At 39.9% G+C, this 15,696-nt stretch carries 16 protein-coding genes; 15 read left to right on the top strand and 1 reads right to left on the bottom strand.

The window, feature by feature from the left end:
* Window positions 1-28 precede the first annotated feature (28 nt).
* Window positions 29-1,084, top strand: coding sequence for a SepM family pheromone-processing serine protease (locus tag ACQKEV_RS06130; RefSeq protein ID WP_427444374.1), 1,056 nt, complete (start codon window positions 29-31; stop codon window positions 1,082-1,084).
* An 86-nt stretch (window positions 1,085-1,170) separates the two neighbouring features.
* Here the strand turns inward: ACQKEV_RS06130 and ACQKEV_RS06135 are convergent, their stop codons facing one another.
* Window positions 1,171-2,382, bottom strand: coding sequence for a nucleotidyltransferase (locus ACQKEV_RS06135; protein ID WP_427444377.1), 1,212 nt, complete (start codon window positions 2,380-2,382; stop codon window positions 1,171-1,173).
* A 125-nt stretch (window positions 2,383-2,507) separates the two neighbouring features.
* On the opposite strand from ACQKEV_RS06135, the gene ACQKEV_RS06140 reads away from it, so the two are divergent.
* The 14 genes from ACQKEV_RS06140 (at window position 2,508) to ACQKEV_RS06205 (ending at window position 15,691) form a co-directional block, all read left to right on the top strand.
* Complete coding sequence (locus ACQKEV_RS06140) at window positions 2,508-3,038, top strand: YceD family protein (protein WP_427444380.1); 531 nt, start codon at window positions 2,508-2,510, stop codon at window positions 3,036-3,038.
* A 24-nt stretch (window positions 3,039-3,062) separates the two neighbouring features.
* Window positions 3,063-3,236 carry a 50S ribosomal protein L32 gene (rpmF, locus tag ACQKEV_RS06145; RefSeq protein ID WP_016427787.1) on the top strand — a complete coding sequence of 58 codons (174 nt, stop codon included), beginning with the start codon at window positions 3,063-3,065 and terminating at the stop codon, window positions 3,234-3,236.
* Between the two features lie 82 nt (window positions 3,237-3,318).
* Window positions 3,319-4,080, top strand: coding sequence for an enoyl-CoA hydratase/isomerase family protein (locus ACQKEV_RS06150; protein ID WP_427444383.1), 762 nt, complete (start codon window positions 3,319-3,321; stop codon window positions 4,078-4,080).
* Between the two features lie 580 nt (window positions 4,081-4,660).
* Window positions 4,661-5,041 carry a transcriptional regulator gene (locus tag ACQKEV_RS06155; RefSeq protein ID WP_427444386.1) on the top strand — a complete coding sequence of 127 codons (381 nt, stop codon included), beginning with the start codon at window positions 4,661-4,663 and terminating at the stop codon, window positions 5,039-5,041.
* 171 nt (window positions 5,042-5,212) lie between these two features.
* Window positions 5,213-6,568 (top strand): acetyl-CoA carboxylase biotin carboxylase subunit, encoded by a 1,356-nt coding sequence (locus ACQKEV_RS06160; protein ID WP_427444389.1) that lies wholly within the window; start codon window positions 5,213-5,215, stop codon window positions 6,566-6,568.
* A gap of 1 nt (window position 6,569) precedes the next feature.
* Complete coding sequence (locus ACQKEV_RS06165) at window positions 6,570-6,782, top strand: acetyl-CoA carboxylase biotin carboxyl carrier protein subunit (RefSeq protein ID WP_427444391.1); 213 nt, start codon at window positions 6,570-6,572, stop codon at window positions 6,780-6,782.
* A 45-nt stretch (window positions 6,783-6,827) separates the two neighbouring features.
* On the top strand, window positions 6,828-8,369 hold the full coding sequence (locus ACQKEV_RS06170; RefSeq protein ID WP_427444394.1) for an acyl-CoA carboxylase subunit beta: 1,542 nt from the start codon (window positions 6,828-6,830) through the stop codon (window positions 8,367-8,369).
* 123 nt (window positions 8,370-8,492) lie between these two features.
* Window positions 8,493-9,395: a 2-dehydropantoate 2-reductase gene (locus ACQKEV_RS06175; RefSeq protein WP_427444397.1), complete on the top strand. Its 903-nt coding sequence runs from the start codon at window positions 8,493-8,495 to the stop codon at window positions 9,393-9,395.
* The gene (locus tag ACQKEV_RS06180) at window positions 9,388-9,777 is read left to right on the top strand and encodes a DUF3397 domain-containing protein (RefSeq protein ID WP_427444400.1); all 390 of its coding nucleotides are present in this window, start codon (window positions 9,388-9,390) and stop codon (window positions 9,775-9,777) included. Before ACQKEV_RS06175 ends, ACQKEV_RS06180 begins: the two co-directional genes overlap by 8 nt.
* 82 nt (window positions 9,778-9,859) lie before the next feature.
* A complete protein-coding gene (gene bshC / locus ACQKEV_RS06185; RefSeq protein WP_427457765.1) occupies window positions 9,860-11,482 on the top strand; it encodes a bacillithiol biosynthesis cysteine-adding enzyme BshC in 1,623 nt (540 codons plus the stop codon).
* Window positions 11,483-11,658: 176 nt separating this feature from the next.
* Complete coding sequence (mraZ, locus tag ACQKEV_RS06190; RefSeq protein ID WP_036659407.1) at window positions 11,659-12,090, top strand: division/cell wall cluster transcriptional repressor MraZ; 432 nt, start codon at window positions 11,659-11,661, stop codon at window positions 12,088-12,090.
* An 83-nt stretch (window positions 12,091-12,173) separates the two neighbouring features.
* A complete protein-coding gene (gene rsmH / locus ACQKEV_RS06195) occupies window positions 12,174-13,124 on the top strand; it encodes a 16S rRNA (cytosine(1402)-N(4))-methyltransferase RsmH (protein ID WP_427444407.1) in 951 nt (316 codons plus the stop codon).
* Complete coding sequence (ftsL, locus tag ACQKEV_RS06200; RefSeq protein ID WP_427444409.1) at window positions 13,125-13,493, top strand: cell division protein FtsL; 369 nt, start codon at window positions 13,125-13,127, stop codon at window positions 13,491-13,493.
* Between the two features lie 35 nt (window positions 13,494-13,528).
* On the top strand, window positions 13,529-15,691 hold the full coding sequence (locus ACQKEV_RS06205) for a penicillin-binding protein (RefSeq protein ID WP_427444412.1): 2,163 nt from the start codon (window positions 13,529-13,531) through the stop codon (window positions 15,689-15,691).
* The last annotated feature ends 5 nt before the right edge of the window (window positions 15,692-15,696 follow it).

Here is a 15,696-nt window from a genome sequence, read left to right on the forward strand (position 1 = left end):
ATGCTTGTCATCATGGAGGTGAGGGTACATGCCAAAGAAAAGTACGATTGGCTTTTTCATCGTTTGTATTTTACTGATCAGCGCGACAGTTTATCCCGTCGATGCTTACATTACAAAGCCTGGAGGAGCGTATCCTCTTGAACCGCTTGTAAATATCGATGGTGGGGATGAAGATGATAAGGGGACGATGAGTTTAATGACTATCGCTTTAGCAAAAGCGACGCCTCTTACCTATGCGTGGGCAAAAGTATCCGCCCATCAAGAAATATTGGAGACTAATCAAGTTAGAAATCCTGACGAGGATGATGAAGAATATAATGTTCGTCAACTACACCTGATGTCACAATCACAATTTAATGCGATCCAAGTGGCATTTAAAAAAGCGGATAAACCATATGAAATTAAAACAAAAGGCGTATTTGTTTTAAATGTATTGCCAAATGGAGCAGCTGACGGTCTTCTTAGTCCTGGAGATCGTATCTTACAAATCGATGACATAAAGAGTGACGAACAACAAGGGATCATTGATTATTTGAAGCAAAAGAAATTAGGAGATTCGGTTATCTTGAACATAGAACGTGATGGAGAGAAAGATTCCGTTGAAGTGGAGTTGAAGCCTATTCCCACTGATGAGTCCCGAGCCGGTCTTGGTATCACGTTCACAGATGATAAAGAAATTACTACCACACCGAAAGTGAATATCAAGGCTGATGATATTGGAGGTCCATCCGCCGGACTGATGTTTACACTGGAAATTTTAAATCAATTAATGGATGAGGATTTAACAAGAGGTTACAAGATCGCGGGTACAGGAACGATGCAAGAAAATGGGGAAGTTGGACGAATCGGAGGAATTGATTTGAAAGTCATTGCTGCCGATAAAGAAGATATCGAGATTTTCTTTGCACCAGACGATGAATTGCCTGAAGAAGTATTGAAAAGTAACCCTTCCCTTCGTTCAAATTATTTGGATGCAAAAGAAACAGCAGAAAAAATAGGCACGACGATGAAAATCGTGCCCGTTAAAACAGTGGATGACGCACTTGCTTACTTAAATCAACTTAAGCCAAAAAGTAATGATTAAATGATTGATAATTTTTACGATTAATTTTTTAAAAAGAATGTACGACTAGCGCAAAGTACAATTAACACAGACCGTTTAATAAAGATTCATAAAAAAATTGGTGGTTTTCGATAGTCCATCCCGACCGGTTTTTCAATTTTTAATGATTGTAATCCCAACTGATATAAATCAGAAGCACGAATATCTATTTCCAGTAAAGAATCTTTTGTTGCTGCAACTCGACTGATGAGTGGTAACGAAAGATTTTTTTTCTTTTCACTTAAATATTTCTGTCCATTCTTTGTCATGCCTAGAACTCGTAAGTAAGTCGGTTCCGGATGTTCTCTAAGCGTCTCCCATTTAAAACCAGTATAAATATGAGTGAGCATACGTTGAATGCGAGTCCATGTATAACGCTTCGATTTTACGCTGATCATAAATTCTTCAAATGTCCGACTTTCTTTAGCCGCCTCGTAGATTAAATGCTCAATGCCTTCCGTAACTTCGGCGTAAGAAGCAAGATCTTGTATGGATGATCGAATGATTGTATGTCGGAGGAGCGGCCAAAACTGTTGCCAGCTGCCAAATACACCGACAGAATCTCTCCACTTCAATAGTTGTTCCAATGAAGTCTGGGGCATGAACTTTTCCAATGCTTCGAGAGAGCCTTCTTCAAATAGTGCCTTACGTATGCCTGTAGCACTTGCAATGGATTGATTCTGATCAACATCATCATGGTAGTTCGCTACGATTCGTTGAATAGTTACAGGCTGAATGCGTGCCTTCATCTGAAAGGCAGCTTCAATATAGTGATAACCGAGAATATTATTGGGCTTAGATAAGTCCACAAATGAAAAGTTTAAGTCTTTTGTAATATCAGCATAGGCTTCGTTTAACGCTTTGGGATAACTTAATCCAAGATTCATGTATTGTTTGATTAAATTTTGGTAAACCTCTTGTTGTGTAGTTAGGACCTCGTAGGAGCGGATAAAAGGTTCGATCGTGCCTTCCTCGCTTCCAAAACAAAAGGCATCGCATTCAATGGCTTCTAGCAGCGTAATGGCACCACGTGCAAAGTCACTGGCTTGTGCGGTAGCAAAAACGTAAGGTAGCTCAATGACAATATCCGCGCCAGCTTTCAGGGCCATTTCCGTCCGGCACCATTTATCCACAAGGGCAGGTTCCCCTCGTTGCAAAAAATTTCCGCTCATGACAGCAATAATAATATCTGCTGCTGTTTTCTTGCGAGATTCTTTGATATGATAGAAGTGTCCGTTATGAAACGGATTATGTTCTACGACTACACCAGTTGCTTTCAAGATTGTGACCCCCTTATCTTCTACTCTCGATTATACGGGTCTAAAAAAGGAGTGACAAGAAATTATCTTGACATCTAATTTCCTGCATTATATAATCAACTTTGTTGTCTTGAGGTGATAAACGAATGAAATGGGCAATTCATCAACTATCTAAATATCGCCATGACGGGATGCCAATTGATGAAACGATTCAATTGGATGAAGTGATGGAACGTAACCCGGACATCCGGAAAATTTCACCCGTTCATGTAAAAGGGCACTGCACATTTGGTGCAGCGCAAATGACTTGTCATTTTCAACTGACAGGCACCCTCACTTTACCATGTGCTCGCACTTGGGAAGATGTTGAGTATCCGTTTGAAATTCAAACAGATGAGATTTTTAGCTGGTCAGAAGCACATAAGGAAGACGATGGAGATATTCATTATGTAGAAGGCGATGTTGTTAATGTCGACCCTGTATTTGAAGAATTGATTCTAGTAGAAATTCCGATGCAAGTGTTTAAGGAAGATGCTGAGCATCAACCGATTGCTAGCGGCAAAAACTGGTCGTACTTAACAGATGAGGAATTGTCTGCAAAAGAAGAAAATGAACCTAAAAAATCGGATCCTAGACTTGCTGATTTAGCAAAGTATTTTGATCAAACAGACGAATAAACGATCTGTAAGGAGGTGCCACCAATGGCTGTACCGTTTAGAAAGACTTCTAAAACAGTAAAAAGAAAACGTCGTACGCATTTCAAATTATCTCTACCAGGAATGGTAGCTTGCCCAAACTGTGGTGAATCAAAATTGGCTCACCATGTTTGTAAATCATGCGGACAATACAAAGGGAAAGAAGTATTGAGCAAATAATTCAGTATTTGTTCTATAAAGGCTACCGGAGAGACCATGGCTCTCCGGTGGCCTTTTTCTCTATTTACAAGGAGGAACTCAAATGACATTTTCCATTAATCGAGAAGAAAATATTCTCCGTTTTACGATTAAACGTCCTGAAATTCGAAATGCAATTAATCATGAAGTCATAGATGGTCTTGAAAAACTAGTTTCAACTGTACATAATGATTCAACTATACAATTTGTCGTCATCACCGGTGAAGGAGATGAAGCGTTTTGTTCTGGTGGAGATTTGTCCATCTTTCATGGTCTCCATACAGCGCAAGAAGCCTTTCCAATGCTTGATCGGATGGCCAGTGTCTTATATAACGTTGCCACCCTCCCTGTGCCTGTTATTGCCCTCGTAAATGGTCACGCGGTAGGAGGCGGATGTGAGATTGCCACAGCATGTGACTTCCGCCTTGTTTCATCAAAGGCTAAAGCAGGGTTTATTCAAGGATCTTTAGCCATAACAAGTGGCTGGGGTGGTGGAACCTATTTGCTTGAAAAATTAGCAAGGCAAGATATTGCTATGCATATGCTATGTGAATCAAAACCTTATTCGGCGGATGCTCTACTTGATAAAGGTTGGGCAACACAAGTATATAACGGTGACAAAGATCAAGCTTTACAGTCCTTTCTAACTGAGATGACACAAGTAGAAGCATCTGTGCACCGAGCATATAAACAAATGTTGATTCGCAAATGGATCGGTCAAAATCTACTTGGTCAAATCAAGGAAGAAGTCAAAAACTGTTCGCTACTTTGGGAAGCCGAAGAACATCACAATGCTGTTCAAAAATTCCTCTCCCGCAAAAAATAAAGTGAGTTGTTAGACTGTAGACATAATAAAATGATTGATTATTAATGCATTCTATTGAAAAAAGAACGTATTTAAGAAAATGTTGATTTCCTTTGAGACGAGTAACCGCAGGAGTAGCATGTTTTCGCCGCCTCCATTCCAATCAACAGAATGCGCTTCTGTCAGCGTTTCTCTTCAAATTATTTAAGTAGGAAAGTGGTCGGCTATTTCTGAAGACTCCTGCGGAAAAACGGAACAAGCTAGACCCCACAGGCTCAGTTGTCATAGACAAATGAGCCGAGGAGGCTGGCGTTTCGTCCGCGGAAAGCGAAAGAAATAGACGACCACCTTCTTTTTTGAATGAGTGCAAAAATAAGGTTCGAATTTTAAAACTGTTATATTAATCATATTCTTTTGCCGTCAGTCTGAAAGTTAGTTTTTTATTTAAATAGCTTCATACAATCTGTCTTTCTTCCAAAAAATAGGGGCTTTGTAATTATCAAAGTTACCTTACAGGTACATTTTATTTACTTTTTGAACCTTAACTTCTATTCTTTCTATTCGCGCATATAGTAGAAAAAAAGCGCGAGGTGAAGAATCTATGACTCAAGTTAAAAGAAAAGATCAATGGACTGCAGAGGATGACCATAAATTAGCAACTACTGTGTTGGAGATAGTAAAAAACGGAGGCACACAAATTCATGCATTTGAAGTGGCAGCTGAAAAACTATCTCGTACGAAACAGGCTTGTGGGTTTCGATGGAATAAAACACTGAGACATACGTATGGACAGGACTTGAACCACGCAAAACAAAAATACCAACATCCGATGCATACACACTTGAAGCAAGCGATGACCAGCTATGATGAATTGCTGGAAGCACATGATAGACTTCAAAAAGAACATGCACAGTTAAAAACCTTTGTTCAGCAAATTCAACGTGTATGTCTGGAAAGTCCGTTTATTAGCCAAAAGAATTAATAAACTCTAAAGACCGTTTCTTTTAGGATTACATCTTAAAATAGACGGTCTTTTTTAAATTTGTTTATGTAGTTTGAATATTTCTTCATTCAAAGGTTGAAATCGTTTTCATCTTTCGTATAGACTGTTAAAGATGGGGTTTCATGTTCGAACAGCATAGGGGGACTACATATGAAGAAAATTTTAATAGCAAACAGGGGAGAAATTGCACGTCGAATTATCGATACATGTAAGAAATTACATATTGAAACAGTAGCGATTTATGCCGAAGCGGATGCAGAATTGCCATATGTTAAAGAAGCGGATTCTGCCTTCTTAATCGGACCGAGTCAAGTTCAGCAATCTTACTTGAAAGTAGATGATATTTTAGCCTTGGCAAAGCGTGAAGGGGTTGACGCCATTCATCCAGGCTATGGTCTGCTTTCAGAGAATGCAAGTTTTGCACGGAAGATTGAAGAAGAGGGCATGATTTTCATTGGTCCCAAGCCAGAAACAATTGATAAAATGGGCGATAAAATTGGTTCCCGTCAAACGATGCAAGCTGCCGGTGTTCCTGTAGTACCTGGAACGGATGAAGGTGTGCTGACGTTGGAAGATGCTTTGGAAGAAGCCAAAAGGATTGGTTACCCGATCATGCTTAAAGCAAGCAGTGGTGGTGGCGGAATTGGCATGATTCGCTGTGATGATGAGCAAGCGCTCAGTCAGAATTTCGTCTCCGTTAAAACGCGTGCAAAAGCATACTTTGGAGATGACGTTGTCTTTCTAGAAAAATATATTTCCGGCGGACGTCACATTGAAGTGCAGATTTTTGGTGACACACAAGGAAATATTGTTCATTTGTTTGAACGGAATTGTTCAGTACAAAGAAGAAATCAGAAAGTTATTGAAGAGTCACCGTCACCGAATTTCCCGGAAGCTGCACGTGAAAGGTTGCTCCAAGCAGCTGTTGATGCTGCGAAAGCTGTAAATTATCGCAATGCAGGCACAGTGGAATTCATTGTGGATGAAAATAATAATTTTTACTTCCTTGAAATGAATACACGACTTCAAGTGGAACATCCAGTTACGGAAGCAGTTACTGGCTTTGATTTAGTGGAGTGGCAATTGCAAGTAGCAAAAGGGGAACCTCTTCCGATTACAAATCAGTCAGATATCCATTCATCTGGACATGCATTGGAATTCCGTATATACGCGGAAGATCCAAAAACATTTTTCCCTTCACCAGGAAAAATAAGCAGATTGGATTGGGGTTCGGTGGAAGGTATTCGCATTGATGCCGGTTACGAAGAAGGAAATACAGTGACGCCGTTCTATGACCCGATGATTGCAAAAGTAATCATTCAGTCAGATTCCAGGGAACAAGCTGTCAAAAAAGCTCAGCAATTCTTTTCATCTGTTACGATTGAAGGAGTTAAAACGAATGTTGCATTGTTCCAGCAGTTTTTAGGAGCAGATGCATTTATGAATGGAACGTATACAACAGCAGTATTACCGCAATGGCTTGAACAACAAAAGGAGGAAAAATAACATGAAACAAATTCACTCAACAATGGCAGGAACGGTATTTAACATTACAGTCACAGAAGGGGAAGAAGTGACTGCTGGGCAAACGGTTATGATTCTGGAATCAATGAAAATGGAAATTCCAGTTGAAGCGGAAATAGCGGGTAAAGTCGCAAAAATCAATGCACAAATCGGTGATTTCGTAAACGAAGGCGATGTACTTGTAACATTCGAATAAAACTTACATGGGGTAAGTGAGGTTTAAACAAAGGGGGTAACATACATGACGGCTAAGACAACGTATAACGAACGTCTGGAAGATAAGTTGACTGGTATCTTTGCAGGTGGTCATTCAAAATATCATGAAAAAATGAAAGAGCAAAATAAATTATTCGTCCGCGATCGTTTAGCTTTGCTTTTTGATAATGGTGAATATCTGGAAGATGGACGCTTTGCAAATTGTGAAGCAGGTGACTTGCCTGCAGACGGTGTTGTAACAGCGACAGGTAAAGTTGGTGGGCAACAAGTTTGTGTGATGGCAAATGATTCGACAGTAAAAGCGGGCTCATGGGGATCCCGTACGGTTGAGAAAATCATTCGCATTCAGGAAATTGCCGAGAAAAACCGAGTACCGATGCTTTATTTGGTCGATTCTGCAGGAGCGCGAATTACCGACCAATTAGACATGTTCCCGAATCGCCGTGGAGCAGGTAAGATATTCCACAATCAAGTTCGTATGTCTGGATTTGTACCGCAAATCTGCTTGTTATTCGGTCCATCAGCTGCAGGTGGTGCTTACATTCCTGCATTTTGCGATATCGTCATCATGGTAGAAGGAAATGCCTCCATGTACTTAGGTTCACCACGAATGGCTGAAAAAGTAATTGGTGAAAAAGTGACTTTGGAAGAAATGGGTGGCGCACGCATGCACTGTTCAGTTAGTGGATGTGGAGATGTATTAGTATCTACAGAGCAAGAAGCCATTTCCGAAGCTAGACGTTATTTAGCTTACTTCCCGGCAAACTTTACGGAAATGCCAAAAGTGGTGGAACCTAAAGCGGCAAAAGAAGGACGTACACTGGAAGCAATTATTCCTGAAAATCAAAATGCTCCTTTCGATATGTATGAAGCAATTGATCAATTAATTGATGAAGGATCATTCTTTGACATTAAGAAATTATTTGCACCTGAAATCATCACGGGACTTGCGCGAATTGAAGGGCAGGCCGTGGGTATTATTGCGAACCAACCGAAAGCAAAAGGCGGGGTTTTATTCGTTGATTCCGCTGACAAAGCTGCGAAATTCATCAATTTATGTGATGCATTCGGCATCCCATTGCTGTTCCTTGCAGATGTACCTGGATTTATGATTGGTACAAAAGTTGAGCGTGCGGGCATTATCCGCCATGGTGCGAAACTAATTATGGCCATGAGTTCTGCTACCGTGCCTAAAATTTCGGTTATTGTGCGTAAAGCATATGGAGCTGGACTATACGCAATGGGAGGTCCTGCTTTTGAACCGGATGTGTGTATCGCATTGCCGACTGCTCAAATCGCTGTTATGGGTCCTGAGGCTGCAGTTAACGCTGTATTCTCAAACAAAATTGAAGCGATTGAAGATCCAAAAGAACGTTTGAAATTCGTTCAAGAAAAACATCAGGAATATAAAGAACAAATTGATATTTACAAATTAGCTTCCGAAATGATTATTGATGAAATTGTCGCACCAAGTAATTTAAGAGAAGTGTTGGCAATGCGTTACCGTGCCTATAGTACGAAACATATTCCACAACCACCTCGTAAACATCCAGTTTATCCAGTATAATTATAAGAAAGACTAAAGGTCTGCCGTTTGTTGGTAGGCCTTTTCTTATACAGTCGATATGCTTAAAGTAACAGTCTAGCAATAATGGCGCTTTGCGCTTTTCATTTGGGAGTTGAAGAATAATTGAAAGTTGTCATCGTCGGAGCAGGTGCAATCGGTTTACTGATTGGCTCATACGCAAGTGAGCAAAAACATGAAGTTACATACATAACTAAAACAATTAAACAAGCTGACATTCTTAATAAAGAAGGAATAACCCGCATTCAACCTAATGGTGGGACCTTGAAAACAAAAGTTTTTGCCAGTACAGAATTTAAGCAAGCTCCTACTGATGCACTATGGATTATTGCAGTGAAGTATCATCATTTATCAACTATTCAAATGGAGTTAAATTCTTTACCTGAGACAACAGCCTTTTTGTTTATTCAAAATGGTCTTGCTCACTTACAGTGGATTAACCAATTCAAACATCATCCGATATATATAGCGACAATTGAGCATGGCGCCATGAAAAAGGATCCAACAACAGTTGTCCATAAAGGAATCGGAGTCACAAAAATTGCGCCTTATATAAAAAATACGAGTCAATTAGACTTCACTATATTTCAGTCCGATTCGTTTCAAATCGAGTTGGCGGAAGATGCTTATGGGATTGTATTAAGAAAAGCGATATTAAACGCCTGTATTAATCCGATCACCGCGATTTTACAAATAAAAAATGGTGAACTCCTTACAAACTCCCAAGCCTTTCAGCTAATGAAAACAGTATTCAGTGAGTTAGAAAATGTATTTCCGGAAATATTGAAATTACTGACCTTTGAAGAAGTCAAAGCACTTTGTTTAAAAACTTCAAAAAACAATTCTTCTATGTTACAGGATCGACTTAATCGTCGTACGACTGAAATTGAACCAATTGTAGGAGCATTGCTTCAAATGGCTGCGAATAGGGGCAAAGATTTGCCTGTCATGGAAACGCTTTATCATTTGGTATTGGCATTTGATGAAAAAGGTGAGGTTCATGAATAATATTCTTCAAGCAACTATCAGTTTCCTCATTGTGTTTCCTATTGTCATGTTCATTGTGGTTTATATTATTTCATTGAAACTAACAAAGAAAACATCGAGAGCTTTTGGACATGCATCAGATATAACCACTCTGCTTCTATTTATGGCAGTCCCGGTCGCTATAAAGTCTTTGTTTCAAATACAGACGATGGGAGTTGTATTGAGCATAGCTATAATAACGAGTGTCGTCCTGACGATTTTGGAATGGAAGTCAAAGAAAGAAATCGAATTATTCCCTTTGCTCCGTAAAATTTGGAGGTTCTTGTTTTTGGTTCTCAGTTTTGCCTACTTTATTGTCTGGTGTGTTGGGCTCGTATTAAAAGTTATGGAATTCATGAATTAATCCTGGTAAGTCGTTTGTTTTTCCAGGCGTGCCATCAAATGATATACTCGATTTGTATTTAGAAGCAAAAGGGGTTACCACGATGAAATATGACCAAATTAATCAACCAAATAGCAGTTCCTTCATGGCTGATTTCTATTCTCAAAAGGAAGATCTTTCTACCTTTTTTCATTACTTACCGAGTCAGATATCTTTTGAGAATCGAGCTAAGACATTAAAATCGCACCGGGTAGACAGAATACAACTGACAAAAGTAATCCGCGAATATATGGCGAACCTAACCCATAGCGAAAAAGTGGACACGCATTTAAAAGAGTTAGAAGAAAATGCGCTAGTCGTTATCGGAGGACAGCAAGCGGGATTATTGACAGGTCCTCTCTATTCCGTCCATAAAGCGATTTCTATCGTGATCTTGGCGAAGCAGCAACGTGAAGCATTAGGTGTTCCAGTCGTACCCGTTTTCTGGATTGCTGGAGAAGACCATGACCTGGATGAAATCAACTCGACTTTCACGCCTCAACGTGGAAATTTGATCAAAACAACCTATAATGACCGACCAAATCGCAAGCAAATGGCATCAGAAAGTACGCTTGAGACAGAAAAATTACAATCCTTTATTCAGGACGTCTTTAAACAATTCACTGAAACGGTTTACACGAAAGAAATGCTTCAAAAGTATTTGGAAATTGCCGTTCAAGTTTCAACGTATAGCCAATTTTTCACCTTTATGATGCATGATTTTTTTGCAAATGAAGGTTTATTAATGATTGACGCCGCTTACGAATCTCTTCGACGTTATGAATCTCCCTATTTTGAGAAGATGATAGAACAAGCTCCAGAGATTGCAACACTTGTTGTCGACCAAGAAAATCGTTTTCAACAAGCGGGTTATGGACAACCGATACAAGCTTCGCCCGACAGTGCCAACTTGTTCTTCGTAGAACATGGAGAACGTTTTTTATTGAAACAAGTGGATGGAGTATTTCAAAATGAAGCAGCGGGTCTCTCTTTCACAAAACATGAATTACTGGACGTTGCAAAAAATCATCCCGAACGCTTGAGCAATAATGTTGTTACCCGCCCGTTAATGCAGGAAATGGTGTTTCCTGTTTTAGCATTCATTGGTGGTCCGGGCGAACTGGCGTATTGGGCAACCTTCAAAACGATGTTCGAACATTTTGATATGGAATTGCCTGTTATCGTACCTCGTTTATCTATCACGATTCTTGACAGAAAATCCAAACAGTACTTGGATGAGCTTGCTCTGCCACTAGAAAGTGTATTCGATGGACAATTGCAAATGCATAAACAAGCTTTCATGGATGATGTTAAAGATGATGTTGCGGAAGAAATGATCCGTGAAATCCAACAAACATTGGTCGAGCAATACGGTAAACTTGCTGGTCATTTAGAAACAACACAATCAGCTTCGGCGCTTTCCGTTCTGACGAGGAAAAATTTGCAAATTCATGAAAAACAATTTACTTACTTAAGTCGTAAAATAGAAGATGCCAATTTAATGCGTCATGATGTGCAGCTTCGTAAATACAATCATATTGAAGGATTTATTTTCCCAGAATATACATTACAGGAACGTTGGTTTAGTCCATTATTGTTTTTAAATGAAATGGGTCCAACCTTCATTGATAATCTATTATCTCAACCGTTTGAATTTAACGGAAAACATAAAGTCATTTCGTATTAATTCTTAAAGCCGTCTCAGTATATTGAGACGGCTTTTTTCTATGGGACAAAAGGTTTTTGGGCTGGTTCAACAAGTGCTATTAACACATTTCTTTTTGTAATGAAAAAAAAATATAAAAATGGTGGAGGAAAGTGGGGGGATGTGGTACATTTATGACAATAAGTGGGGTGAGTAGCATGTTCATGGGAGAATATCAACATAGTGTTGATGCGAAGGGCCGTCTTATTATACCGGCAAAATTTCGTGAGCACCTTGAAGAGACATTTGTAATTACAAGAGGTCTTGATAACTGCTTATTCGGCTATCCTATGAATGAATGGCGAAAACTCGAAGAAAAATTAAAGGCTCTCCCTGTGACTAAAAAAGATGCTCGTGCATTCACGCGATTCTTCTTTTCAGGTGCAACGGAAGTAGAAATCGATAAACAAGGCAGAATTAATATCCCAAGTACATTACTGTCCCATGCAAATGTGGAAAAAGAATGTATCGTCTTGGGAGTTTCAAACCGTATCGAGATCTGGGCGAAAGATTCTTGGACATCTTATTTCGATGAATCCGAGGACTCATTTAACGACTTAGCTGAAAACATGATTGGCTTTGATATTTAAGTAAAGAAGGATAAGAACGCGACATCGTATCGCGACGCCTTCATGACCCACATCCTGTGGACCCATTTTAGGAGGACGATCCATTGTTCAACCATACAACCGTATTGCTACATGAAACCGTTGACGGATTGAACATTCGTCCAGATGGTACATATGTCGATTGCACCCTTGGTGGAGCGGGACATAGTGAATATTTAGTTCAACAGTTAAGTGATCAAGGAAGATTGATTTGCTTTGATCAAGACACCATTGCAATCGAAAATGCGAAAATTCGTTTGGCAGAGCATCTTCATAAAGTGACGTTTGTGCATGCGAATTTCCGCTATATAAAAGAGAAATTACATGAACTTGGTATTGAGAAAGTGGATGGGATTCTTTACGACCTAGGTGTATCATCACCTCAACTCGATACACCAGAACGTGGATTCAGTTACAACCATGATGCCCCGTTGGACATGCGTATGGATACGTCAGCGCCACTTTCGGCCTATCACGTTGTAAACGAATGGGAATTTAATGATTTGGTTCGTATTTTTTATCGTTATGGTGAAGAAAAATTTTCTAAACAAATTGCCCGTAAGATTGAAGAAGCGAGAAATAATGCACCAATTGAAACAACTGGACAACTTGTTGAATTGATTAAAGATGGGATACCTGCTCCTGCAAGAAGAAAAGGTGGTCATCCTGCGAAACGCGTATTCCAGGCGATTCGAATCGCTGTTAATGATGAACTTGGAGCTGCCGAACAATCGCTTCAAGACGCACTTGAACTGCTTGCATTAAATGGACGTATCAGCGTTATCACTTTCCACTCACTAGAAGATCGTATTACCAAAACTATTTTCAAAGAAGCGGCCTCGTATCCGGAGCTACCACCGAACTTACCGGTCATTCCAGAAGGCATGGAACCTATGTTGAAATTAGTAACAAGAAAACCAATACTACCAAGTGAAGAAGAATTACTTCACAATAATCGCTCTCGATCAGCAAAGCTACGTATCGCTGAAAAAATAAAGGATGAAGGACGTGTCTAAATGGCAATGCACGCAAGAACACAAACAACTTACATAAAGCAGCCTGTCGTTAACCCACAGCCTGCCATCCAACCGTCGATTAAGCCGGAACGGAAAATCTTTACTAAAGGTGAAAAAATACTATTTGCAGCTTTCTTGTCAGTCGTTGCATTGTTCTGTGTCATGATTTTACAGACTCAGGCAAGCATTCACGCTTCTGCTCAAGACATTCGTGCAATTGAACAGCAAATTGATGAAACGAAAAAACAGAATACAGATTTGTCCATTCAAGTTAGTGAGCTCTCAACATATGAGCGCGTTTGGGAAAAAGCTAAAGCACTTGGCTTGAAACTGAACGAGCAAAATGTGAAGGTCGTACCGGGACAATGACGAAGAAATTTAGATTTCAATGGGGAGCCTTTCTGATGTTTTTGTTCTACGGAGGGCTCTTTTTTCTATTGTTGTCACGGATGGTTTTTATCCAAGTCACGGGAGAAGCGGATGGACAAGCGCTTGCGGCAAAAGCCGCTGCTAAATATGAAAGAGAACAAGTGATTAATTCAAGTCGGGGTAAAATACTCGATAAACATGGGGAAATTATAGCTGAAGATACACTGAGCTATCGATTAGTGGCGGTTCTCAGCCCAAAAGCAACATCAAATGCCAAAAATCCAAAACATGTAAACGATGTGGAGAAAACTGCTAGTGTGTTGGCTGAATACATTCCTTTGTCAAAAGAGAAATTAGTTGAACGCTTATCTAAAGAAGGTGTTTATCAAGTTGAATTTGGCTCTGCAGGCAGGGATATCAGCCATGAAGTTATGACGAAAATCTCGGAGCAGAAATTGTCCGGTCTCGTTTTTGTAAGAGATTTAAAACGCTTTTACCCCGGTGGAACGTTTGCATCTCATCTAATCGGATTTGCTGTTAAAGAGGAACAAGAAGCCGGGAAGTTCCAAACAGTGGGGAAAATGGGTCTTGAATCGATTTATAACAAACAATTAACAGGCAAAAATGGAAAAGTGCAATATGAAAGTGATTTATGGGGGTATTTATTGCCTAATTCTGAAGAAATGGTAACACCAGCACAGGATGGATACAATATTCATCTGACGCTCGATAAAACCGTTCAGAATTTTCTTGAAGATGCCATGAGTCGCGTTGAGGAACAGTATAAGCCAGAAAAGATTGTCGCGATGGTCGCTGATCCTAAGACTGGTAAAATTTTGGCCATGAGCCAGCGTCCTTCCTTCGATCCCGAAACACGTGAAGGACTAACAACAAATTGGTTGAATGAAACAATCGAAAATACAATCGAACCTGGTTCGACGATGAAAACTTTTACGGTCGCTGCTGCCATGGAAGAAGGCAAATGGGATCCGAATGCATGGTACAAATCAGGACAATACACATTAATTGACCGCACCATTCGTGACCACAATCGCACTGGATGGGGCTCGATTACGTTTGAGGAAGGCTTCCAACGATCTTCAAACGTTGCGATGGCTTATTTACTAGAGAGACTTGGCGACACTGCTTTTCTTGAATACCTGGACAAATTCGGCTTTGGAAAGAAAACAGGCATCGACCTGCCAAATGAAGCAAGTGGGAAAATTATTAGCAAATGGCCGATTGACCGACTTGTTTCTACGTTTGGTCAAGGATCCACGGTGACTCCTATGCAGCTGATACAAGCTGAAACAGCCATTGCAAATGATGGAACCATGATGAAACCATATGTAATTGAAAAAATAGTAAACCCAACTACAAATGCGGTCATGCATGACTCAAAACCTGAAAAGGCTGGTAAACCCATTTCCGCTGAAACCGCCAAAAAAATGAGGGATTTATTAGCTTCTACGGTTACTGAGGAAGCGGGTACTGCTAAACGATTCAAACTGACGGATTATACGGTTGCGGGAAAAACGGGTACTGCTGAAATTCCGGATAAGGATGGATTTTATCAAAAAGGTTATGAAAATTATTTGTATTCTTTCCTAGGCATGGCACCAGTTGAAAATCCACAACTTGTCGTATATGTAGCGGTATCTAAACCGAAGTTGAAAGACACTGAAGTCGGGTCCATACCTGTTTCAGAAATATTTAAATCAGTAACTGAAAACAGTTTGAAATATATGAATATCAAGCCTCAACAAGTGAAGTCCATTCCAACAGTGACATTGCCAGAAGTGAAAAATAAAAATGTTGAGATGGCTCAAAGTGTCATGCTTGAACATAAGATGAATGCAGTGACGATTGGGGGAAGTGGGAAAGTGCAAGAGCAATTCCCTGCAGCCGGTACAGAAATTCTTCCTGGCAGTCTGGTGCTCTTGAAAACAGAAGGTCCCATCACGATTCCTGACTTCACGAACTGGTCGAAACGTCATGTATGGGTATACCAAATGCTTTCGGGATTAAATATTGAAGTTGTTGGGGAAGGGTATGTCGTAAGTCAAAGTGTTTCCAAAGGTTCTGTTGTGAACGAACAAACCCCACTTGTTATCAAATTGGAAACACCAGAAGAAACCAATAAAAAAATGAAACAACCGCCGGTTAAAGAGGGAGAAGAAACACTCCCGCAAGATTAAATTTT

Source organism: Paenisporosarcina sp. NPDC076907, from assembly GCF_050269735.1.
Taxonomy (GTDB): domain Bacteria; phylum Bacillota; class Bacilli; order Bacillales_A; family Planococcaceae; genus Paenisporosarcina.

Excerpts from the sequence above, each read along its gene's own strand:
- ACQKEV_RS06130 (WP_427444374.1), top strand. The coding sequence starts at position 29 with ATGCCAAAGAAAAGTACGATTGGCTTTTTCATCGTTTGTATTTTACTG.
- ACQKEV_RS06140 (WP_427444380.1), top strand. The coding sequence starts at position 2,508 with ATGAAATGGGCAATTCATCAACTATCTAAATATCGCCATGACGGGATG.
- rpmF (WP_016427787.1), top strand. The coding sequence starts at position 3,063 with ATGGCTGTACCGTTTAGAAAGACTTCTAAAACAGTAAAAAGAAAACGT.
- ACQKEV_RS06150 (WP_427444383.1), top strand. The coding sequence starts at position 3,319 with ATGACATTTTCCATTAATCGAGAAGAAAATATTCTCCGTTTTACGATT.
- ACQKEV_RS06155 (WP_427444386.1), top strand. The coding sequence starts at position 4,661 with ATGACTCAAGTTAAAAGAAAAGATCAATGGACTGCAGAGGATGACCAT.
- ACQKEV_RS06160 (WP_427444389.1), top strand. The coding sequence starts at position 5,213 with ATGAAGAAAATTTTAATAGCAAACAGGGGAGAAATTGCACGTCGAATT.
- ACQKEV_RS06165 (WP_427444391.1), top strand. The coding sequence starts at position 6,570 with ATGAAACAAATTCACTCAACAATGGCAGGAACGGTATTTAACATTACA.
- ACQKEV_RS06170 (WP_427444394.1), top strand. The coding sequence starts at position 6,828 with ATGACGGCTAAGACAACGTATAACGAACGTCTGGAAGATAAGTTGACT.
- ACQKEV_RS06180 (WP_427444400.1), top strand. The coding sequence starts at position 9,388 with ATGAATAATATTCTTCAAGCAACTATCAGTTTCCTCATTGTGTTTCCT.
- bshC (WP_427457765.1), top strand. The coding sequence starts at position 9,860 with ATGAAATATGACCAAATTAATCAACCAAATAGCAGTTCCTTCATGGCT.
- mraZ (WP_036659407.1), top strand. The coding sequence starts at position 11,659 with ATGTTCATGGGAGAATATCAACATAGTGTTGATGCGAAGGGCCGTCTT.
- ftsL (WP_427444409.1), top strand. The coding sequence starts at position 13,125 with ATGGCAATGCACGCAAGAACACAAACAACTTACATAAAGCAGCCTGTC.
- ACQKEV_RS06205 (WP_427444412.1), top strand. The coding sequence starts at position 13,529 with ATGTTTTTGTTCTACGGAGGGCTCTTTTTTCTATTGTTGTCACGGATG.